We start from the raw sequence: 16,997 nt of genomic DNA on the forward strand, positions 1-16,997 counted from the left end.
ATATTCTTTGCTTCTTCTACCTTGTTTAACGCAGGGTAGGAGGATTTTTTTTATAAACTTTAAGGTGGTGTTACACAGAATATGATGACTATTTATATTTTATAGCTTGGTACAGACTATCGTAGGTGAGACACCAACAATGGCGAAAATAAGCCTTTGTTGGTGTCTCCACCAACGACCAATATAATCTATCATACTTTGTTACAATCTCATCAACTTTAAAAATAAATATTCTGTGCCAAACGATACGTATTGGCGTGTGCTTCTACAATATCAGCAATTTTAGGCGAATAGCCACCTCCCATACTAACCGAAACAGGAATATTATTTTCCTTGCATTCTGTAAAAACAAATAAATCTCGCTCTCGGCAGCCTTGTAAAGTCATTCCTAAACGTCCTAACTTATCAGTCTCTAAAACATCTACACCTGATTGAAAGAATATAAATTGAGGTTTTTGTTCTTCAATAAGTTTAGGTAGGGTTTCTTTCAGAATTTTGAGATAGGTTTTATCATCTGTTCCATCTTCTAATTCAATATCTAAATCTGAATTTTCTTTTTTGTAGGGATAATTTTTTTCTCCGTGCATACTGAATGTAAAAACTCTCTCGTTATTTTCAAAAATCTCTGCCGTTCCGTTGCCTTGATGTACATCCAAATCTACGACCAAAATTTTATCAAAATTATGTTCATCTATCAAATGATATGCACCTAGAGCAATATCATTGAGCAAACAAAATCCTTCGCCATGTTCTGTAAAAGCATGGTGTGTCCCTCCAGCTATATTCATACTAACACCATATTTTAAGGCAAATTCTGTGTTTTGAATTGTTCCTCCAGCAATCGTAATTTCTCTTTCTATTAGCTCGGCAGAAAGAGGAAAGCCTGTTCTTCGTTCTTCTTTTCTTGTAAGGGAAAGATTTTTTAGTTTTTTCCAGTATTCAGATGTGTGCGCTCTTAAAATTTTATCTTCAGAAAGAGGTATTGGTGTAAAAAAATTTTCTTCTTTTGCTGTTCCTTCGTAGATAAGTTGCTCTGGCAAAAGCTCATATTTTTGCATTGGAAAGCGATGATTTGCTGGCAAAGGATGAGCATAAATGGGAGCAAAGGCAATTTTGAGCATTCTTCGAAAATGAACAGTTAAAAATTAACAATGGAAAATTATGTAGCTTAGTAAGCTCTCTCTTCTCATAGAATCTAAACAAAACTAAGACATTGTATTTTTGTTTTTAAATTTCTGCTCCTATCACTAACACATCATCTACTTGTTTATTGAATCCTTTCCAGTTTATAAAAGTGTTTCGAATAATTTTGTATTGTTCTTTAACGTCCTTATCGTGCATAGAAAAGAGTAACTCTCTGAAATTTTTTACCATAAATTTTTTATTTTTTTCTCCTCCAAATTGGTCTTGAAAACCGTCTGTACAAAGCCAAAAGTTAGTTTTATATCCTTCCAATTGTATAGTATGTTTTTCAAATTTTCGTATTTCGTTTTGCTTTGTTTTTCCTCCTATTGTATTTTTGGTTGCTTTTATAGATGTACAAACAAGTTCAGTTGTTACACTTGCATCTAGTGGAGTTTGAACATAGTAAAAAGGGTTCATAGCTCCTGCATATTCTAGTGTTTCAAATTTTGCTTTACCCTTCTCTGTTTTATTTTTTTTAATAGATACAATTGCTCCATCCATTCCATCACGGTTTTGGGTTTGTTCCTGTTGTAAGGACGAATAAACTTTGTTGTGTAACTCTTCTAAAATTAAGTCTGGAGAATATATTTTTTTTACATTGACAATATCGCTCAATATTTGATGAGCTATCATAGACATAAATGCCCCCGGAACGCCATGTCCTGTACAATCAAATGCACCAAAAATTATATGTGTTTTTTTCTCCTCAAAGAAATAAAAGTCCCCACTTACAATATCACGAGGTTTGTAAAAAACAAAAAATGCATCTAAAGCATGAGAAATCCTTTCTTGAAAAGGTAACATTGCTCTTTGGATGGTTTTTGCATAATTTATACTAGAGAGAATGTCTGTTTTTTGCTTGTCTAATTCTTTAACAGTTTTCTCTAAATCTGTTGTTGTATTTGATAAGGCATCCCTTTGTGCTTTAATTTCTTCACTCTTTTGATGTATTTCTTGATTCAATGTGGCAAGTTCGTTATTGGCTTGTTGGAGTTCTTTGGTTCTTTCTGTTACTTTCTTTTCTAGTGTTTCTTTTGCATTTTTTTCCATTTCAAGAAACGTTTTTTGTGTAGCTTCTTTTTGTGTTTTGTAGATGTTGTATCTATCACTAAGAGCAAAAGAAAGAAATAAAACCTCCAAACTAGCACCTATTTCACCTGCATTACTCGTTAGGAAGTTTGAAGGAATAACACCTAAATTTTTGAGAATCAGAACCACAATACCAACAATGTAAAACGAAAATGCTACAATAAAAAAACGTGATGCCTTGTGTCCTTTTTTAAAGCAATAAATACTTGAAGTCAATACAATAATTGATAAGAAGAGTCCAAATAGGTTAGTGAAAAAAATTACTCTACCATATAAATTAGGTAACAACAGACTAGCTAGTAGTGTCGCTATTCCTACAAAAAAAGCAAACCAAAGTAAGTAATACAAAATAAGATGGTGCTTTCTTACTTCATTAAAATAAGCAGTAAAGAGTGATATGCCCATCATAATAAATGCAGAACCACAGGGTACAAGCTGATTAGCAAAAAGAGGAGAGTTAGGAAGTAGATACTGACTTTGGTGACCTGCTAATGAGAAAAATAATAATAATGAACCACTAATACTGATGATATAGTAAACGTAGTTGAAGTCTTTTAGGGAAACAAAGATAAAAAAGTTATAGGCTATCATTATTAACAAAATACCATAAAAAATACCAAAGCCTAGTTCTTCTGCTGTTATTTTTTTTTGGAATTCTGATGTCGTAATAATCTTAAAAGGTAATTGTAGAGTAGCCTTATTAGCTGCTCTTATATAGAGCGTATGCAGGCTTGTATCTTGGAAAGAGAGTGGAAATATATATTTACGATAATCTACCATTCTTTCTGTGAAAGGTGTTATATCTCCTGTTTTATAAACGACCGTTTCTTGGGGCGAAACAAAATAAAAATCTACTTCATCAAGTACAGCAAAATCCATTAAAGCCAAGTAATCATTTTTTTGAAGATTGGTATTTTTAATTTTGATTTTTAGCCAAATAGCAGAGCCTGTAAAGCCATAGTTGAGAGGTTCTTTTGTAGAAGACTCAAACTTTGAAGCAAATGTTTCTTTTTGTATTTCCTCAAAAGTAAGATTTCCTGTTTGGTCTTCATAAAAAAGTCTATTTTGAGTGAGGTCAGTAGTAGTTGTAATAGCTAAATCTAATACAGATTGAGCATTTATTTTAGGGATTGTCATAAAAAAACAACCCATAAAAATTAGAAAAAGAACTATTTTTTTAGACATGTTTTAGCAATAAAGGGAAAAATAACTGGGGAATGTTATCTTCTTAAATTTCCTAAAAAAATAGTTTATATCAAAATAATATTTGGACTATTTCGTTTAGCCTAAATTCTTATAATAATATTTGAGTTTTTCTAGTTTAAGTTGAATATCATTTAGCTGATTTATAGAATCATTAAGGTTTGCCTTCACGATGGGCGCAAGACGAGCATCTACAAACAAGTTTTGGTCTAGCTCATACCATTCTTCTGGCTTTTCAGTGTCCAGTTTTTCTAAGTTTTCATTAACGTAAGCTAAAAGCTCCTCTAGTTTTTCATTCCAATATTTTTCTATCAGATGATGCGCTTTTCTATAAATAATTTCGTCTTTTTCTACCTTGTGTGTGCGAAGGCGAAGAGGTAAAAGCTGTGCATTATGATACAGATGAATTTCGTGCTGTTGCGCTGGTTTTTTAGCTTTTACTTTATAAGTTAGTTTAAAATTATCATCATAAACATTAATCGTACTTTCGTCTTTTGTAAGCCTATCAAAATCTGCACGTTTGATATACTTTCCATCCATTGAAGCCTCTAAGTTCAAAACTTGATAAAACTCTTGCTCTACTGGGTAGAGTTCTTCTCGTGTCGTAACGTGCTTTACTTTTGTTTCTTTCTCAATTTCGCTTTCCAGTTCTTTTATTTCTTCTCTAAGTCCAGATAGGTTCAGAGAAATAGAATAACCATGTTTGCGTATCACTTCCGAAACTAAATGACGAACTTTATCCAACTGTTCTGGCTGATTCCAAACACAATGTGTAATGAGAAAACAATCCATCAGATTGACTTTTTTTCTTCCATTTAAGAAAGCACAAGTTTTGAGAAGGCGTATAATTTTTTTCCACCTTCGGTCTGAAATATAATAGATATTTCCAATTTGGCTATCTGTCTCGTCAAGCTGTTTTTTGACAAGTTGAATCGTATTTAAAACTTCATTGGGTAGCTCTACTTTATCAATTTCTTTGCTCCACGTAGCATTTTCTTCTGCTGTGATTTTAAGTTCCTCCGAAACAGTATCCTCATAAACATCTTCTGAAGAAGTAAGCATTTTCAAAAAGTTTCCACTTTCTTTTATTTCAGAAATCATATAACGCACCAAAAATCTATCCCAAAGAGCTTCCAAACCTTCATTTTTGGGTGGAAGTTCGTTTGAGGCTGCAATCAAGCCTTTGAGTTCTACTTTTACATCTTCTTCGCCATTTCTGTAAATTTTTTCATTCAAAACCGTAAGAAGTGCATTCTGAATAGATGGACTTGCTTTCCAAATTTCATCTAAGAAAACGACTGTCGCTCCAGGTAAATATTTTTCTGTGAGGCGTTCATATTTATCTTCATCTTTGAGTTTTTTGATAGAAACAGGACCAAAAACTTCGTCTGGCGTACTAAAACGATTCATCAAATACTCAAAGGATTGTCCTGCTGTAAAGGCAAATTTAAGTTTTCGTGCAATTAAACTTTTTGCAACCCCCGGTGCGCCAAGCATAAAAAGACTTTCACCTGCTACGGCTGTCAGAAGAGCAAGCTGTATGGGTTCTTGGCGTTCGTAAAGATTTTTATTGAGAGCAGAAAGTAAGTTTTTGATTCGTTCTTTGCGTTGCATTTGATGAGTTTTTCAGAGCCTAGACCCTAAGGGTCTGAATAATTTTAAAACTGCCTAACTTTTTATTATAGAATAAGGTTTTGAGAAAGTATTTGTAAATTTGCTTTAATTATGGAAAATAAATAACAAGATTATGAAAAAACTAGAGGAATTAAAATATGATACTATCAAGATGATTATGATGCTGAGAGATTTTGATTTTTTAAACAAAGTTAATGCTCAACTCAAATCTTACTCTGCTCCTAAATTTATGGAAGGAGTACGCCCAATAAGAGAAAATGTGAGTTTTGAGCAGATTTTGGAAGAACAAAATTATAAGCCTATTTCATATCAAGAGTTTAGAAGACAAGCTGAACCTTTAGGTGATGAGCCAATAGACGAATTGTTGAATGTAACTTGTAAATGATAAATAAACTAGGGAGAAGTGCCATTGTTGGTGTCTCCACCGACGATTTTTATATTAAAAATGCAAAATAAAAAAGTAATCATTATTGGAGGAGGTGCAGGAGGTTTTTTTGCAGCTATCAATATCAAAGAAAAAAATCCAAATTATCACGTAACGATATTAGAACAAACAAATACGCTACTCAAAAAAGTAAAGATTTCGGGTGGTGGACGCTGTAACGTTACACATTCTTGTTTTGAGCCAGAAAAACTGACCAAAAATTATCCACGAGGAGAAAAAGAGCTTTTAGGTGCATTTTATCAGTTTCAGCCAAAAGATATGATAATGTGGCTTAAAAAGCGAGGCGTAAAAACAAAAACAGAAGCTGATGGACGTATGTTTCCTGTTTCAGATGATTCCCAAACGATTATAGATTGTTTTCTCAGAGAAGCTAAAAAACTGAACATTCAGATAAAAACAGGTTTTCCAGTTGAAAAACTAATTCCTCCAATAGAAGAAAATCATAATAAATGGCAAGTTCAAATAAAAAATAAACCTAATTTGGAAGCCGATGCGATTGTGATGGCAACAGGAAGTCAGCCTAAATCATGGAAAATGCTAACCACTTTAGGACATTCGATTTCAAATCCTGTTCCTTCGCTTTTTACGATGACGATAAAAAATGATAGCCGTTTGAAAGATATGGCTGGCGTTTCGGTAAATAATGGGACGGTTTGGGCAAAAGATACAAAACTCTCTGATGAAAATGGAGCTGTTTTAGTTACGCATTGGGGACTTTCTGCGCCTGCTGTCTTACGTCTTTCTGCGTGGGGGGCAAGAGAACTGGCAGATAAAAACTACAATTTTCAGATGGGTGTAAATTGGATAGATGAAAAACCGAAAAATGCCCTCAAAACTTTAAAGTTTCACAGAGAAGAATGGCGCAAAAAGCAAATTGGAACGCTATCGCCTTTCGAAATTCCGAACCGTCTGTGGAAAAAATTGGTTGAAGCTTCCAACATAGACCTCACTACCAATTGGGCTTCACTATCTAATAAAGAACTAGAAAGCCTTTCAAATGAGCTAACACAAGGCGAGTTTCAAGTGGTGGGAAAAAGCACCTATAAAGATGAATTTGTAACTTGTGGAGGGATTTCTTTGTCAGAAGTAGATTTCAAGACAATGGAAAGCAAAATTTTGCCTAATTTGTATTTTACTGGCGAAGTCTTGGATATTGATGCTATTACTGGAGGTTTCAACTTTCAAGCTGCTTGGACGACGGCTTGGATTGTTTCGCAAAACATTTGAAATAATGAATAATGTAAAACGGATAATTTTTATTTCTCTTAGAACTCAAACAAATACTAAGTTATATGGTAATTAAATCAGCACAGATGTAAAAATTTCTCTATGATAAGGAAGAAGGCAAAATAATTTTTAACGGTCTATTAGCCATTATCAAACTATCTATTAAATTCACATTTTTTTAACTTGTTCTATTTTTACTCAAATTACATAATATCATGAAAAACATTGTTAATTGGATTGGTACAAAAATATTCTCTACTCGTTTGGATAGTATAGAAAATTTTAAGAAAAATCCTTTTCAAGTTCAAGAAAAGGTTTTCAAATATCTTATCGAAGAAGGAAAAAACACAGTTTGGGGAAAAGAACACAATTATCTTTCTATCAAAACACAAGGACAGTTTGCTGACAGAATTCCTATTTCTAGTTACGAAGAATTTTATCCTTATATAGAAAGAAGTTTGAAGGGAGAACAAAATCTACTTTGGAACAAGCCTATTATCGGCTTTTCAAAATCTTCTGGAACAACTAATGCACGAAGTAAATACATTCCTGTTTCGGAAGAAGGACTAGACAAAAACCATTACGCAGCAGGCAAAGATTTGATTGCTGTTTATGCTAATAATTATCCAGATACAGGTTTTTTCTCTGGAAAAGGACTTGGAGTAGGTGGAAGTATGCAGCCCAATCCAATTACAGGCGAGAAAAATTGTGGTGATGTTTCGGCTTTGATTATGAATCATTTGCCAGCGTGGGCTGAATATCTCCGAACACCAAGTTTGGATATTGCACTGATGGAAAACTGGGAGGAAAAAACAGAGGCAATGGCAAGAGCTAGTTCAAAAGAAAATGTTACAAGCATTCAAGGCGTTCCGACGTGGACACTTTTTATCATCAAAAAAATATTAGAAGTTACAGGCAAAAACTCAATTTTGGAGGTTTGGCCTAACCTAGAATGTTTTTTTCATGGAGCAGTTTCATTTACGCCGTATCGTCAGCTTTTCAAAGAGCTTATTCCTTCTGACCAAATGAACTACATGGAAGTGTATAATGCTTCTGAAGGATTTTTTGCGCTGCAAGACCAAAAAAATAGCGAAGATTTATTGCTTCTTTTAGATTACGGAATTTATTATGAGTTTATTCCGATGGATGAGTGGGACAAAGAAAATCCAAAAACGGTAAACCTTCAAGATGTAAAGTTAGGAGAAAAATATGCAATGATTATCTCTACCAATTCTGGACTTTGGCGTTACAATATTGGAGATGTTATTAAATTTACTTCGCTTAGTCCTTTCAGAATCCGAATTGCTGGCAGAACCAAACATTTTATCAATGCTTTTGGAGAAGAAGTCGTAGTAGAAAATGCTGATATTGCGCTGGCAGAAGCCTGTAAAAAAACAAATGCAAAACTCAAAGACTATACGGCTGCTCCTGTGTATATCAAAGGCGAAGAAAATGGAAGCCATAAACAAGGGGGACACGAATGGATTATAGAATTTGACAAACAGCCAGAAAATGAAACACTGTTTGTAGAAACATTAGATAAGAAATTAAGAGAAATAAATTCAGACTACGATGCCAAGCGTGAGGCAAATATTGCACTCGTAATGCCAAAAGTGCATTTTGCAGAGCCTAACACATTTTATAAATGGCTAGAATCCAGAGGAAAGCTAGGAGGGCAGCACAAAGTTCCACGTCTTTCTAATGACAGAGAATATGTAGATGCTATTTTGGAGATGATGGAGAGGTAAAAAACAAAAACTTTGTCAGTAGTTGTTTTATTAATCCAAAATAACTCTGACAATAGTTGTCTAAAAAACCAATACACAGCTGGAAGCCGAATACATATTGCTCACTCGGCTTGAGCCGAGCGAGAGCCATTTTTTGATAGTGTCTTTTACAAACAAGCACAACCAAATAAGTCCATACTATCTTTCCATAGATAAACGAAATCCCCATTTTGATTTATAAAAATTATGCCTCTTGATGGTGTATCTAGTTTATCATTTATTGGAAAAGTGTCTGCATAAATGAAATATACATTTGTTGTTCCTTTTAGGCGTGCAAACGTTTTTGATAAGTGTGAGCTACTAGGGCAATCGTAGTAACACTCTTTAGGAGAAAGACTGTTTCTAAGCAGACTGTCTATTTGCAAATTTCTTTCATATACCAAGTCTATTTTGAGTTTACTTCCAAGCAAAACACTATCTGCTAGATTAGGCTTTGCATCAAAAGGATAGAAATAATATGGTTCACATTGGTCTATGCCAACACCAAAGTTTGTTATCTTGGCTGATTTGTGTCCTTTTGTAGTGTAATAATGAATAGTAGGTGTACCTTTGCCTTCATAAATAGAATCTAAAATGGTAGGATAAAATATAATTTTTTGGTTTTCGTCTGGAATATAATCTGTATCTAAGCCGTTTACTAACTGTCCTTCTAATGAAATATCTGTAAAAGGCTTCTCGTGGTCTCTATCGCTAAAGACTATATTTGCAACTACTCCAATATGAGATTTATCAAGACGAAATATTGGAAATATCGGTTGCTCAATAGTTAGCTCTGAGATATTGATTTTCTTTAGCTCCTCAATGAAAGCTTTATTATTCTCACTTAGCTGATTTGATTCAAGAATATTATCTAAATATTTTGAAATGACTTCTTGAGAAGGATAATGTAACTTCCTGTATTTTTCACAGATATTACCTGTAGTATCAATGATGAGACTTTTTTCCTTTATTTTTTTAGTGTCTGCTGCTACTCTTGTAATAGACTTTTCATATTCTCTCTCAACATCTTGAAAAGTAATGGTATCATTTGTTTTCTCTATTGTACTATCTGAATTATTCTTAGGTTGGCAAGAAGCTAACAAACAGCTAATTAGAATCAAGAAAGATATTATATTTTTTGAATTAGTCATGAGTTATTTTAGTAATAGTTTATTTCACAAAAACCTGTGTACTATCTTTCAAGTTTTCAAGTACGATGTCGCTTCTTCGGATTGTTCCATCAGCTTCTTTATAACTTTTCCTATAAAATCTATATTTAGTTACTCGGTGGCGAGCATTTTCAGGAGGCATAAAATCAATAATTTTTTCTTCTAAATTTATCTTGCCTTTCCACGTCGTGAAACGGTCTTGAGGAATAGAATACGTAAAAATATATTCTCCATTTTCTTCCCTAACAGCTAAAATTTCTATTCTACTGTTTTTTACTCGTTGAAGTTCTGTATGATATACTGTTCCTGCATACTTTCCAATGAGCTGTTCTACATTTTCTATTTTATCACTACTAAAATCTTCTTGCTTTGTCTTCGAACTCATGCTAGGAAATGAAATAGGAGAGTTAGGAATTTGTGTCATTAAAATAATTCCGACAGCCAAAACAGCAAATATAATCCCTGCTACCAAAAAAGCTCCTATTCCTTTAGGTTTACTGATTTTTATTTTACGTTTGTCTAAGAGAATTTCTATATCTGATTTTGAGTAATGGAGTTTATCGCCTACTTCCAAAATTTCTTGAAACTGTTCTTGAGAGAGCATTTTTCCTTTTAGTCGGTCTTGAAGCTCAAAGTCTAGAATTTCCTCTCTTGTTTGTAATTTTAAATTTCTCTGACGGAAAAAAATATTGAGTTCTTTTTCAGAAAAACCGTTCTGTTCTGCTACTGCCAAAAGTTGTGGATAGTATTCACTAGGAAAAAAACGCCCTACTTTGCGCCTATCTACATTAGTTTCTAAAAGTTCACGAAGAGGCAAAACTCGTATGCCTACAGTTTGTAAACGCTGTTCTAGTTCAGCCTCGCTAATGTCAAGTTCTCTTGCCTTAAGACGCAAATTTTTCATTTGGTCGGTAGAAAGTAGTCCATCTTTAGCAAGTTCTTGTGCATGTTGTAGCAAAATATCTAAAGCAGGCAAGACCTCTAAGCCATTTTGTTTGATAACTTTATCTACTGTTTCTTGATTCCAGTCTTGAGAATTAATGTGTAATGTCCATATTTTTTTTGGTAAATAATATTGATAGACCAAAAACTCTGGAATGGCTTCTTTTATGAGCGTTTCTTCTACCACCATAGGCTCATCTTTTTCTTGTTTGTCTAAGTAACTCTTCATTCCCCTCAAAGCAAAGCGTGTGGCTTCTTCATCAGTAAGAGTATGTACTATATAGCCTTTATGTGTAAGCAGTGCTTTTAATTCTGACTGTAAAATCAAGTCTCCAATAAGATAGATTTCTGAATCATTGGGCGCATGTTCTACCACTCTTTCCGAAAGTTCTCGGCTCTGAATACGTAAGAGTTCTACTTCTTGAGAGTTTATGGTTGCTGTTGCACTTGTTCCGTTGGAAAGCCGTACAGTAATAAAGCTTTGTTTTTCCTCTCTAATCTGATTGAGCCATTCTTCTGCTCTGTGTGAATGTAGCGCAACTTGCTCATCCAAATCTACACCTGTCGGGACTTGTCTCATCGCTCGTTGAAGAACAAACTTTACTAATTCTCTTTCAAAATCCCAATCAGAGACATCTTGTAGTTTGTTTTGGATAAATGTGCTGTCTTCTGTGCGAGTGAGCATAATTCTTTCTCCAAAGCTTTCTATAAAAGTAAGAGGAGATTTAGAGGCTTGTAATCTAAGATTTTTTCCATCTATGATAGCATCTAAATAAGATAGTGGAGCAAGTGGATGAAATCCTTTCTTTATAAAATAAGCTGTAAACTTATCTATTATTTTTTGAGAAAAAGCAGGCGAAAAAACGCATAGAATAGGAATTACTCCTTGAAAATTGGGAGACAGACGTTCAAATTCTAATTTTATATTTTCAATAATACTGTCAAATAACTTTTCGTAAGGGTGCGAAGCTCCAAGCCAGTCAAAGGTCTTTTCTTTTTCCATTCCATACGCAGGATGCCTTAAAGCATTGACAGAAGGAGGCAAACTCTCATAATATTTCTTTGAAATAGGTTTTATTTGAGTATCAATTTCAAAAAAAAGTTCTACACGTTCCTTTGCTTCATAAGGAATAGAAAGTAAGTTTTGAGAATTATAGAAAGCAGCACTACAATATTCTTCAGTAATGAGAAAGCAAATAGTAGAAGACGAATGCGTATCCATGCGAAATATCTAAAGCAGAAAATAAAAATTATTGAAAAAATATCTTTCAAAGATACGAAAAGATTGTTCTACTTATATGGCAAACGTGAAGTGAAGTCTAAAAATATGCTTATACAAAACAAAGAAGATAACCTTTCTTTAAATTATCTTCTTTGTTTTGTTTTTCAAAATAGCTAAAACTTTTTCATTATGACATACTCTACTGATGAGCATGTTATACTATTTATCTATTTGATGTAGGTAGAGTTTCAGATATAGAATCTTGTGTTGGCTTGTCAAAATCCATACAAGAATTGAGGCTAAGGAAGCACAGAAGTAATAATAGTAAAAATACGAAGGCGAAAATATTAAAAGACTTCATAGTTATTGACAAATAAAAAGTAAAAAAATGAGTTGTAATAAACTGTAAGTAAACTTTTCTAACTCAAATGAATTTCAAATTTGAAACCAATTTTTACTTTTAAAAAAGTGCCATGAAATATTATTTTGTCGTCATAAGGATTAAATACCAAACCTCAAGCGCACTCCAAAGTTTTTGCCTAATCCTGTTCTGATTTCATTCTGTAAACTTGGATTTACAGCCCAAACAGCATCTACCCTCAATATTTTGAAGACACGCTCAAAACCTATACTTACTTCTGTGTAGTTGGGTGTATTTGGTGTATGAAGATAATGCGCTCCAGCCACAAACTGCCATCCTAACTTTTTTATGAGTGGAATACGATTCATAATATAACCATTGAAATGATGCTCTGCGTGTGCCTCTATGAAATTATCTGTTGTGCTATATTGGTAATAAGGCAAGAGCAAAAACTGACGCAAACGGTTTTGTGCAAAAAGTATGGGCGAAGTTTGAAAGTGAAAATTATCAACAAAAGAAGTATAATCGTTCCAAAGAAACGTGCCTGCTTCTGCTTCATAGTCTAATGTTCCAACGATTCCCAAATTTAGATTATCTTTTACATTCAAAGTAAGCTGTCCAAAGTCTGTTTGGCTATCAAAAATTGAAGGAATACCTTGCTGATACGTTAGCGTAAAAGTAGGATATTTGCTACCTAAAGTAATACGCTGTTTTGGGCGCAACATATATTTTTCTCCAATGCGATAACGCAACTGTGCTTTCAAAATAAAGGCGTTGTGTTGTTCAAAAAATATTTCATTTGCATTAAAATCAAGGGGAATATTAGGTGAAAAAGTAATATTGTCCCTATCGATGAGAGGTTTTAGGGTTGGGTTGGTATTTTGGAGAGGAACACGCTGTTCAAAACTTCCTTGAATATGAAAAAATGCTCCATCAAAAATACGAGTTCCAGCAGTGAGCATGGCAAAACGTTTTTCATAGAGTTTCATATAATTCTCTTCTCTAAAAAACGTATAGATTTCGTTAGCAAAAGGCGTAATGGCATTTTTATCAAATTGTTCTACAAAAGAACCTCCTTCTGCACGAATATATGTGCTACTCATCTGATTAAAACGATGGAAAAAATTAGCTTTTGCATAAACCTTATTACTGCTAAATCCATAACGCCCATCTATTCCGAATCGTGTTGTACTAAAATTACGTTCCCTAAACTTGGTAATATTTACGGATGGATTTATGACAAATCCTTCTACTGTATTGGCTTGCAAGTTTTCAAGTAGTGAGCCAAAGTTGAAAGTAAGTTCTTTTTTTCTGTTTCTATACGTATAGCCCAAAATCAAATCGGTAGCTTTAAATTTATTGGCTTTTCTGTCCATTGAATCCAAATAGACAGGGTCGTTGTGGGCTTTCTCTACGCTGTCGCTTTTAGTATAATGTCCACTCTCTTCGCTTGTCAGAGGCACAGGGCGAATACTCTCCCAATATTCTGCATCTTTTAGATTCGAACTATCTGAAATAACAGAAATATTTTTATCAAAAAAATTACGCTCCAAAACCAGCTTTTCTAATTCATTTTTTTCTTCTGACAATGAATTTTGTTTTGTTTCTACGATATTTTCTGCTATATCTTCGTTCTTCTCGTCTTTATCGTCACTTTCTTTATTTTCTTGTGTAGGTTTCTTTTTTTCCTTTTTAGAAAAAGATTGAGTAGGTAATTTTTGCCCCTGTGTATCGGCTTTTAGCTGTGATGCTGTGAAGTTTGGTGTTACATCATAATTTGAAAAACTACCTGTATAGTTTCCATGTCCTGCTACTTTTGCCCCCATCATTGACACAGAGTAGCTGAAAGAAAAAGCTCTTGTACTGCAAAGCCAAATATCTTTGTTAGGAGTAACGGGAACGAAAGTTTGTTTGATATTTAGTTTGTCTATAAATTCTAGTCCAACATCTTTTGAAACTTCTAAATCGGTGCTATGTACTCGCCAAGTGCTGTCTTGAATATAGATAAGTCCACTAAACAAAGGCTGCCCTTTTGAGCGAGGAAAAATACGAATCTTATGTACATTTACTCCCTTGTCTTCAAATTCGCCTTCGTGCTGATATTCATAATACATCATTGCACCTGCTGCAATTGGAGAAATAAATGAACGGTCGCCCACAGGAGCATCAATCGTGTTTTCATAAATATCAAAACTCAAATACAAGGCACTATTCCAAGAAAAACCACGACTATCGCCACTTACTTTCGATGAAATAACAACTTCTTTGCGTTTGTTTGGAGCAAGAAAATAATATTTTGATACAGATTCAGAAAAATAGACAATTTTGTTTTTCTCCCATTCCTTACGAAATTCTTCTACCTCATCATTTGATAAGAGTTTTGGAACTTTAAACTCATCTAATTTCTGTACATTCTTAATATAGACATTGCAAGAAAAGGCTTTGTTTTGCGTTCTGTAAAATTCTCTTTTCTTTTGAGCAGCACGAATGACAGCATACGCTGGGTCTTCTCCGTCTGGCGTAACGACTACTTCTTTCAAACCTATCGTCGAAGATTTCATCACAATATCTAGTTCTACATTTTTTCCATTTTTTATAATTACGGTATGTGTTTGGGATTGAAAACCTACATAACGAAATACAATTTGGTGTGTTCCTTCTGCTAATTCTAAAAAATAATTTCCTTCGGCGTTGGTGGTTGTGCCATACGTTGTACCTTCTTCATAGACGGTCAGAAAAGGCATAGCTTCTCCATCGGAGGAAGTTACTCTACCAAAAAGGCGAGCTGCATCAGCATTGAGGGAAAAAAAAGAAGAGATAAAAAACAGTAATAAAGTTAGTAAAGAACGCATTGTTGGTAGTTTGTTGAGTTTATGAGACAGAAATATAGTTTTTAAAATTCTGCTTTTTGTTAATTTGTCCTTTAGACTACAAAGAAGTTACAAGCGTTGCGTATTGTTTTTGATTTTTAAGGAAAATTAGGAAATAAAAAAAGAGTTTAGACTTCATTTTCTAAACTCTTTTTGTGAGAATATTTAGATTACTGGAGTTACGTAGATTAGTGTCCTATGTGTCACAGGACACAGTTTCAAATTTTACAAACCTGCTCAAACAGAGCAGCATGTTACGTAAGTCCAGTTAGATTACTTATTTGAGGCTAATTTTTCTACTCATATATTTTGTTCCTTGTCTTACCACAAGTGTATAATTGTCTGCTCCATTTACTGCCAAATCAATTTCGCCTTGATATGCACCAGAAAAATCTACTAAAGATTCAAAGTAAATTACATTATCATTAGAGTCATATACTTCAATATAGGTAGTTTTTTTGTCAGCTTTAGCTGCTGAAAGAGCAAAGCTAAGAGTAAACTTTCCTTCCTTTGTTTTGGGAGTTACTTTTACGGAGTTTTGTACAGTTTCATCAAATGTTGTGGTTGTGCCTTTCTTCATTTTATCAGAAAGTTCTGTATTAGAATCTACAGTAAGGTCAGAAAAGTTGCGCTCTATATTTCTTTTGTATGGACGGCTATTTTGTGTCATGATACGAATACGTGGAGAGCCTCCATTTATTTCCATACCTTCAAATTCTTCTCTGATTTCTTCTAGTTCTTCTTCAATCTCCATTTCAAAATCTTCATCAATTTCGATTCTGATATTAGCTAATTCTCTATTAGCTTCTGCAAGTCCTTGTTTAGCTTCTTCCATAGCGATTTCAATTTCTTCGTTTACTTCTTCCCAGTCCACGCCTTCAATTTCCTTGAAAGCACTTTTGAGTTCTCTTTTTAATTCTTTGAGGTCAATTCTGATTTCTTCTTTGATGTCGTCTAGCTCATCTTGTTCAATAACAATAACTCTTGAACGTTTTTTTCGACGTTTTTCGTCCTTGTTTTTTTCTTTACTTGATTCTTCTATTTCAATCTCAACGTCTTGAGCAAAACTTAGTACAGGAAATAAGAAAAGGATTGAAAATACAATGGGAGTGATAAGTGATTTCATTAGGGTATTTATTTATGTGATATAGTTCTAATTTATAAACAAAGACAGCTATCTTGGTAAAGGGTTGCACATAACAATAAAAAAAATGAAAGTTTAGAACTTCTATTTAACGTTTCTTATAAGGAATCTAATAAAAGTAAGACGACAGAACTAGCATCTGACACTTCTACTAGGAAGAGATAAACACACAAAGTTTGTTAAATTTCAACAAGATATTATTTTTGTTTATGTTTTGTCTTCAAAACGTAAACTGTAGTGCTTTAAAAGCTCACAGTAAAATATTTTTGTTTAATTAAGGTTTTGGATTGTGGTGTAAAAATTGTATCTTTATTAGCAAATACAACGTCAAGAAAATCATTGAAAAACTATAAAATTATGGGATATTATAATTCAAAACTATTTGCAGAACGATTAGATGAGTTCTTGAGAGGAAATATTTGTCCCATCACAAGAAAACCAATGAAACCTTGTGATGTAAATTACAAATCAGGGTATAGCAGCTTTCATTATGTATGTGAAGCCATACATCCAGAAGTGAAAATTGCCCTTTCTGGCTCGCTCATCTCTAATGAAGATAATCTATATGATGAGCTAAAAAGTAATGCTGCTTTGCAGGAAAAAATAATTGGACAAATTAGACAGCACAAAGGAGAGGAATTTATGATTGCTACTTACACAGTACGAGAAGCACTAGCTGAAAAAAAAGATATTTAATCAAAAAAGTCCATACAACATTATTATCGTATGGACTTTTTTA

The 16,997-nt window shown here is 33.6% G+C and carries 11 protein-coding genes; 4 read left to right on the forward strand and 7 right to left on the reverse strand.

The window, feature by feature from the left end; all coding sequences use genetic code 11:
• Positions 1 to 218: 218 nt before the first annotated feature.
• The 3 genes from QZ659_RS04580 to QZ659_RS04590 form a co-directional block, all read right to left on the reverse strand.
• Entirely contained in the window at positions 219 to 1,121 is a 903-nt protein-coding gene (locus QZ659_RS04580; RefSeq protein ID WP_291722534.1) for a histone deacetylase, read from the reverse strand.
• 106 nt (positions 1,122 to 1,227) lie between these two features.
• Positions 1,228 to 3,459 carry a 7TM diverse intracellular signaling domain-containing protein gene (locus QZ659_RS04585; RefSeq protein WP_291722545.1) on the reverse strand — a complete coding sequence of 744 codons (2,232 nt, stop codon included), beginning with the start codon at positions 3,457 to 3,459 and terminating at the stop codon, positions 1,228 to 1,230.
• A 96-nt stretch (positions 3,460 to 3,555) separates the two neighbouring features.
• On the reverse strand, positions 3,556 to 5,091 hold the full coding sequence (locus QZ659_RS04590; RefSeq protein WP_291722548.1) for an AAA family ATPase: 1,536 nt from the start codon (positions 5,089 to 5,091) through the stop codon (positions 3,556 to 3,558).
• Positions 5,092 to 5,224: 133 nt separating this feature from the next.
• Here QZ659_RS04590 and QZ659_RS04595 point away from each other — a divergent pair, with 133 nt between their 5' ends.
• From QZ659_RS04595 to QZ659_RS04605, 3 genes are all read left to right on the forward strand, one after another.
• Positions 5,225 to 5,497, forward strand: a complete 273-nt coding sequence (locus QZ659_RS04595) for a hypothetical protein (RefSeq protein WP_291722551.1) — start codon at positions 5,225 to 5,227, stop codon at positions 5,495 to 5,497.
• 60 nt (positions 5,498 to 5,557) lie between these two features.
• Entirely contained in the window at positions 5,558 to 6,784 is a 1,227-nt protein-coding gene (locus tag QZ659_RS04600; RefSeq protein ID WP_291722555.1) for an NAD(P)/FAD-dependent oxidoreductase, read from the forward strand.
• Between the two features lie 215 nt (positions 6,785 to 6,999).
• The gene (locus tag QZ659_RS04605) at positions 7,000 to 8,532 is read left to right on the forward strand and encodes a GH3 auxin-responsive promoter family protein (RefSeq protein WP_291722558.1); all 1,533 of its coding nucleotides are present in this window, start codon (positions 7,000 to 7,002) and stop codon (positions 8,530 to 8,532) included.
• 146 nt (positions 8,533 to 8,678) lie between these two features.
• Here the strand turns inward: QZ659_RS04605 and QZ659_RS04610 are convergent, their stop codons facing one another.
• The 4 genes from QZ659_RS04610 to QZ659_RS04625 all read right to left on the reverse strand — a co-directional run bounded on the left by QZ659_RS04610 (position 8,679) and on the right by QZ659_RS04625 (position 16,240).
• Positions 8,679 to 9,701: a hypothetical protein gene (locus QZ659_RS04610; RefSeq protein ID WP_291722561.1), complete on the reverse strand. Its 1,023-nt coding sequence runs from the start codon at positions 9,699 to 9,701 to the stop codon at positions 8,679 to 8,681.
• 19 nt (positions 9,702 to 9,720) lie between these two features.
• On the reverse strand, positions 9,721 to 11,883 hold the full coding sequence (locus tag QZ659_RS04615; protein WP_291722564.1) for a hypothetical protein: 2,163 nt from the start codon (positions 11,881 to 11,883) through the stop codon (positions 9,721 to 9,723).
• Between the two features lie 501 nt (positions 11,884 to 12,384).
• Complete coding sequence (locus QZ659_RS04620; protein WP_291722567.1) at positions 12,385 to 15,096, reverse strand: DUF5686 and carboxypeptidase regulatory-like domain-containing protein; 2,712 nt, start codon at positions 15,094 to 15,096, stop codon at positions 12,385 to 12,387.
• A gap of 295 nt (positions 15,097 to 15,391) precedes the next feature.
• Positions 15,392 to 16,240, reverse strand: a complete 849-nt coding sequence (locus QZ659_RS04625) for a hypothetical protein (RefSeq protein WP_291722570.1) — start codon at positions 16,238 to 16,240, stop codon at positions 15,392 to 15,394.
• A gap of 375 nt (positions 16,241 to 16,615) precedes the next feature.
• Here QZ659_RS04625 and QZ659_RS04630 point away from each other — a divergent pair, with 375 nt between their 5' ends.
• On the forward strand, positions 16,616 to 16,954 hold the full coding sequence (locus QZ659_RS04630) for a hypothetical protein (protein ID WP_291722574.1): 339 nt from the start codon (positions 16,616 to 16,618) through the stop codon (positions 16,952 to 16,954).
• Positions 16,955 to 16,997: the final 43 nt, after the last annotated feature.

It is taken from the genome of Bernardetia sp. (genome assembly GCF_020630935.1).
Classification (GTDB): Bacteria; Bacteroidota; Bacteroidia; order Cytophagales; family Bernardetiaceae; genus Bernardetia.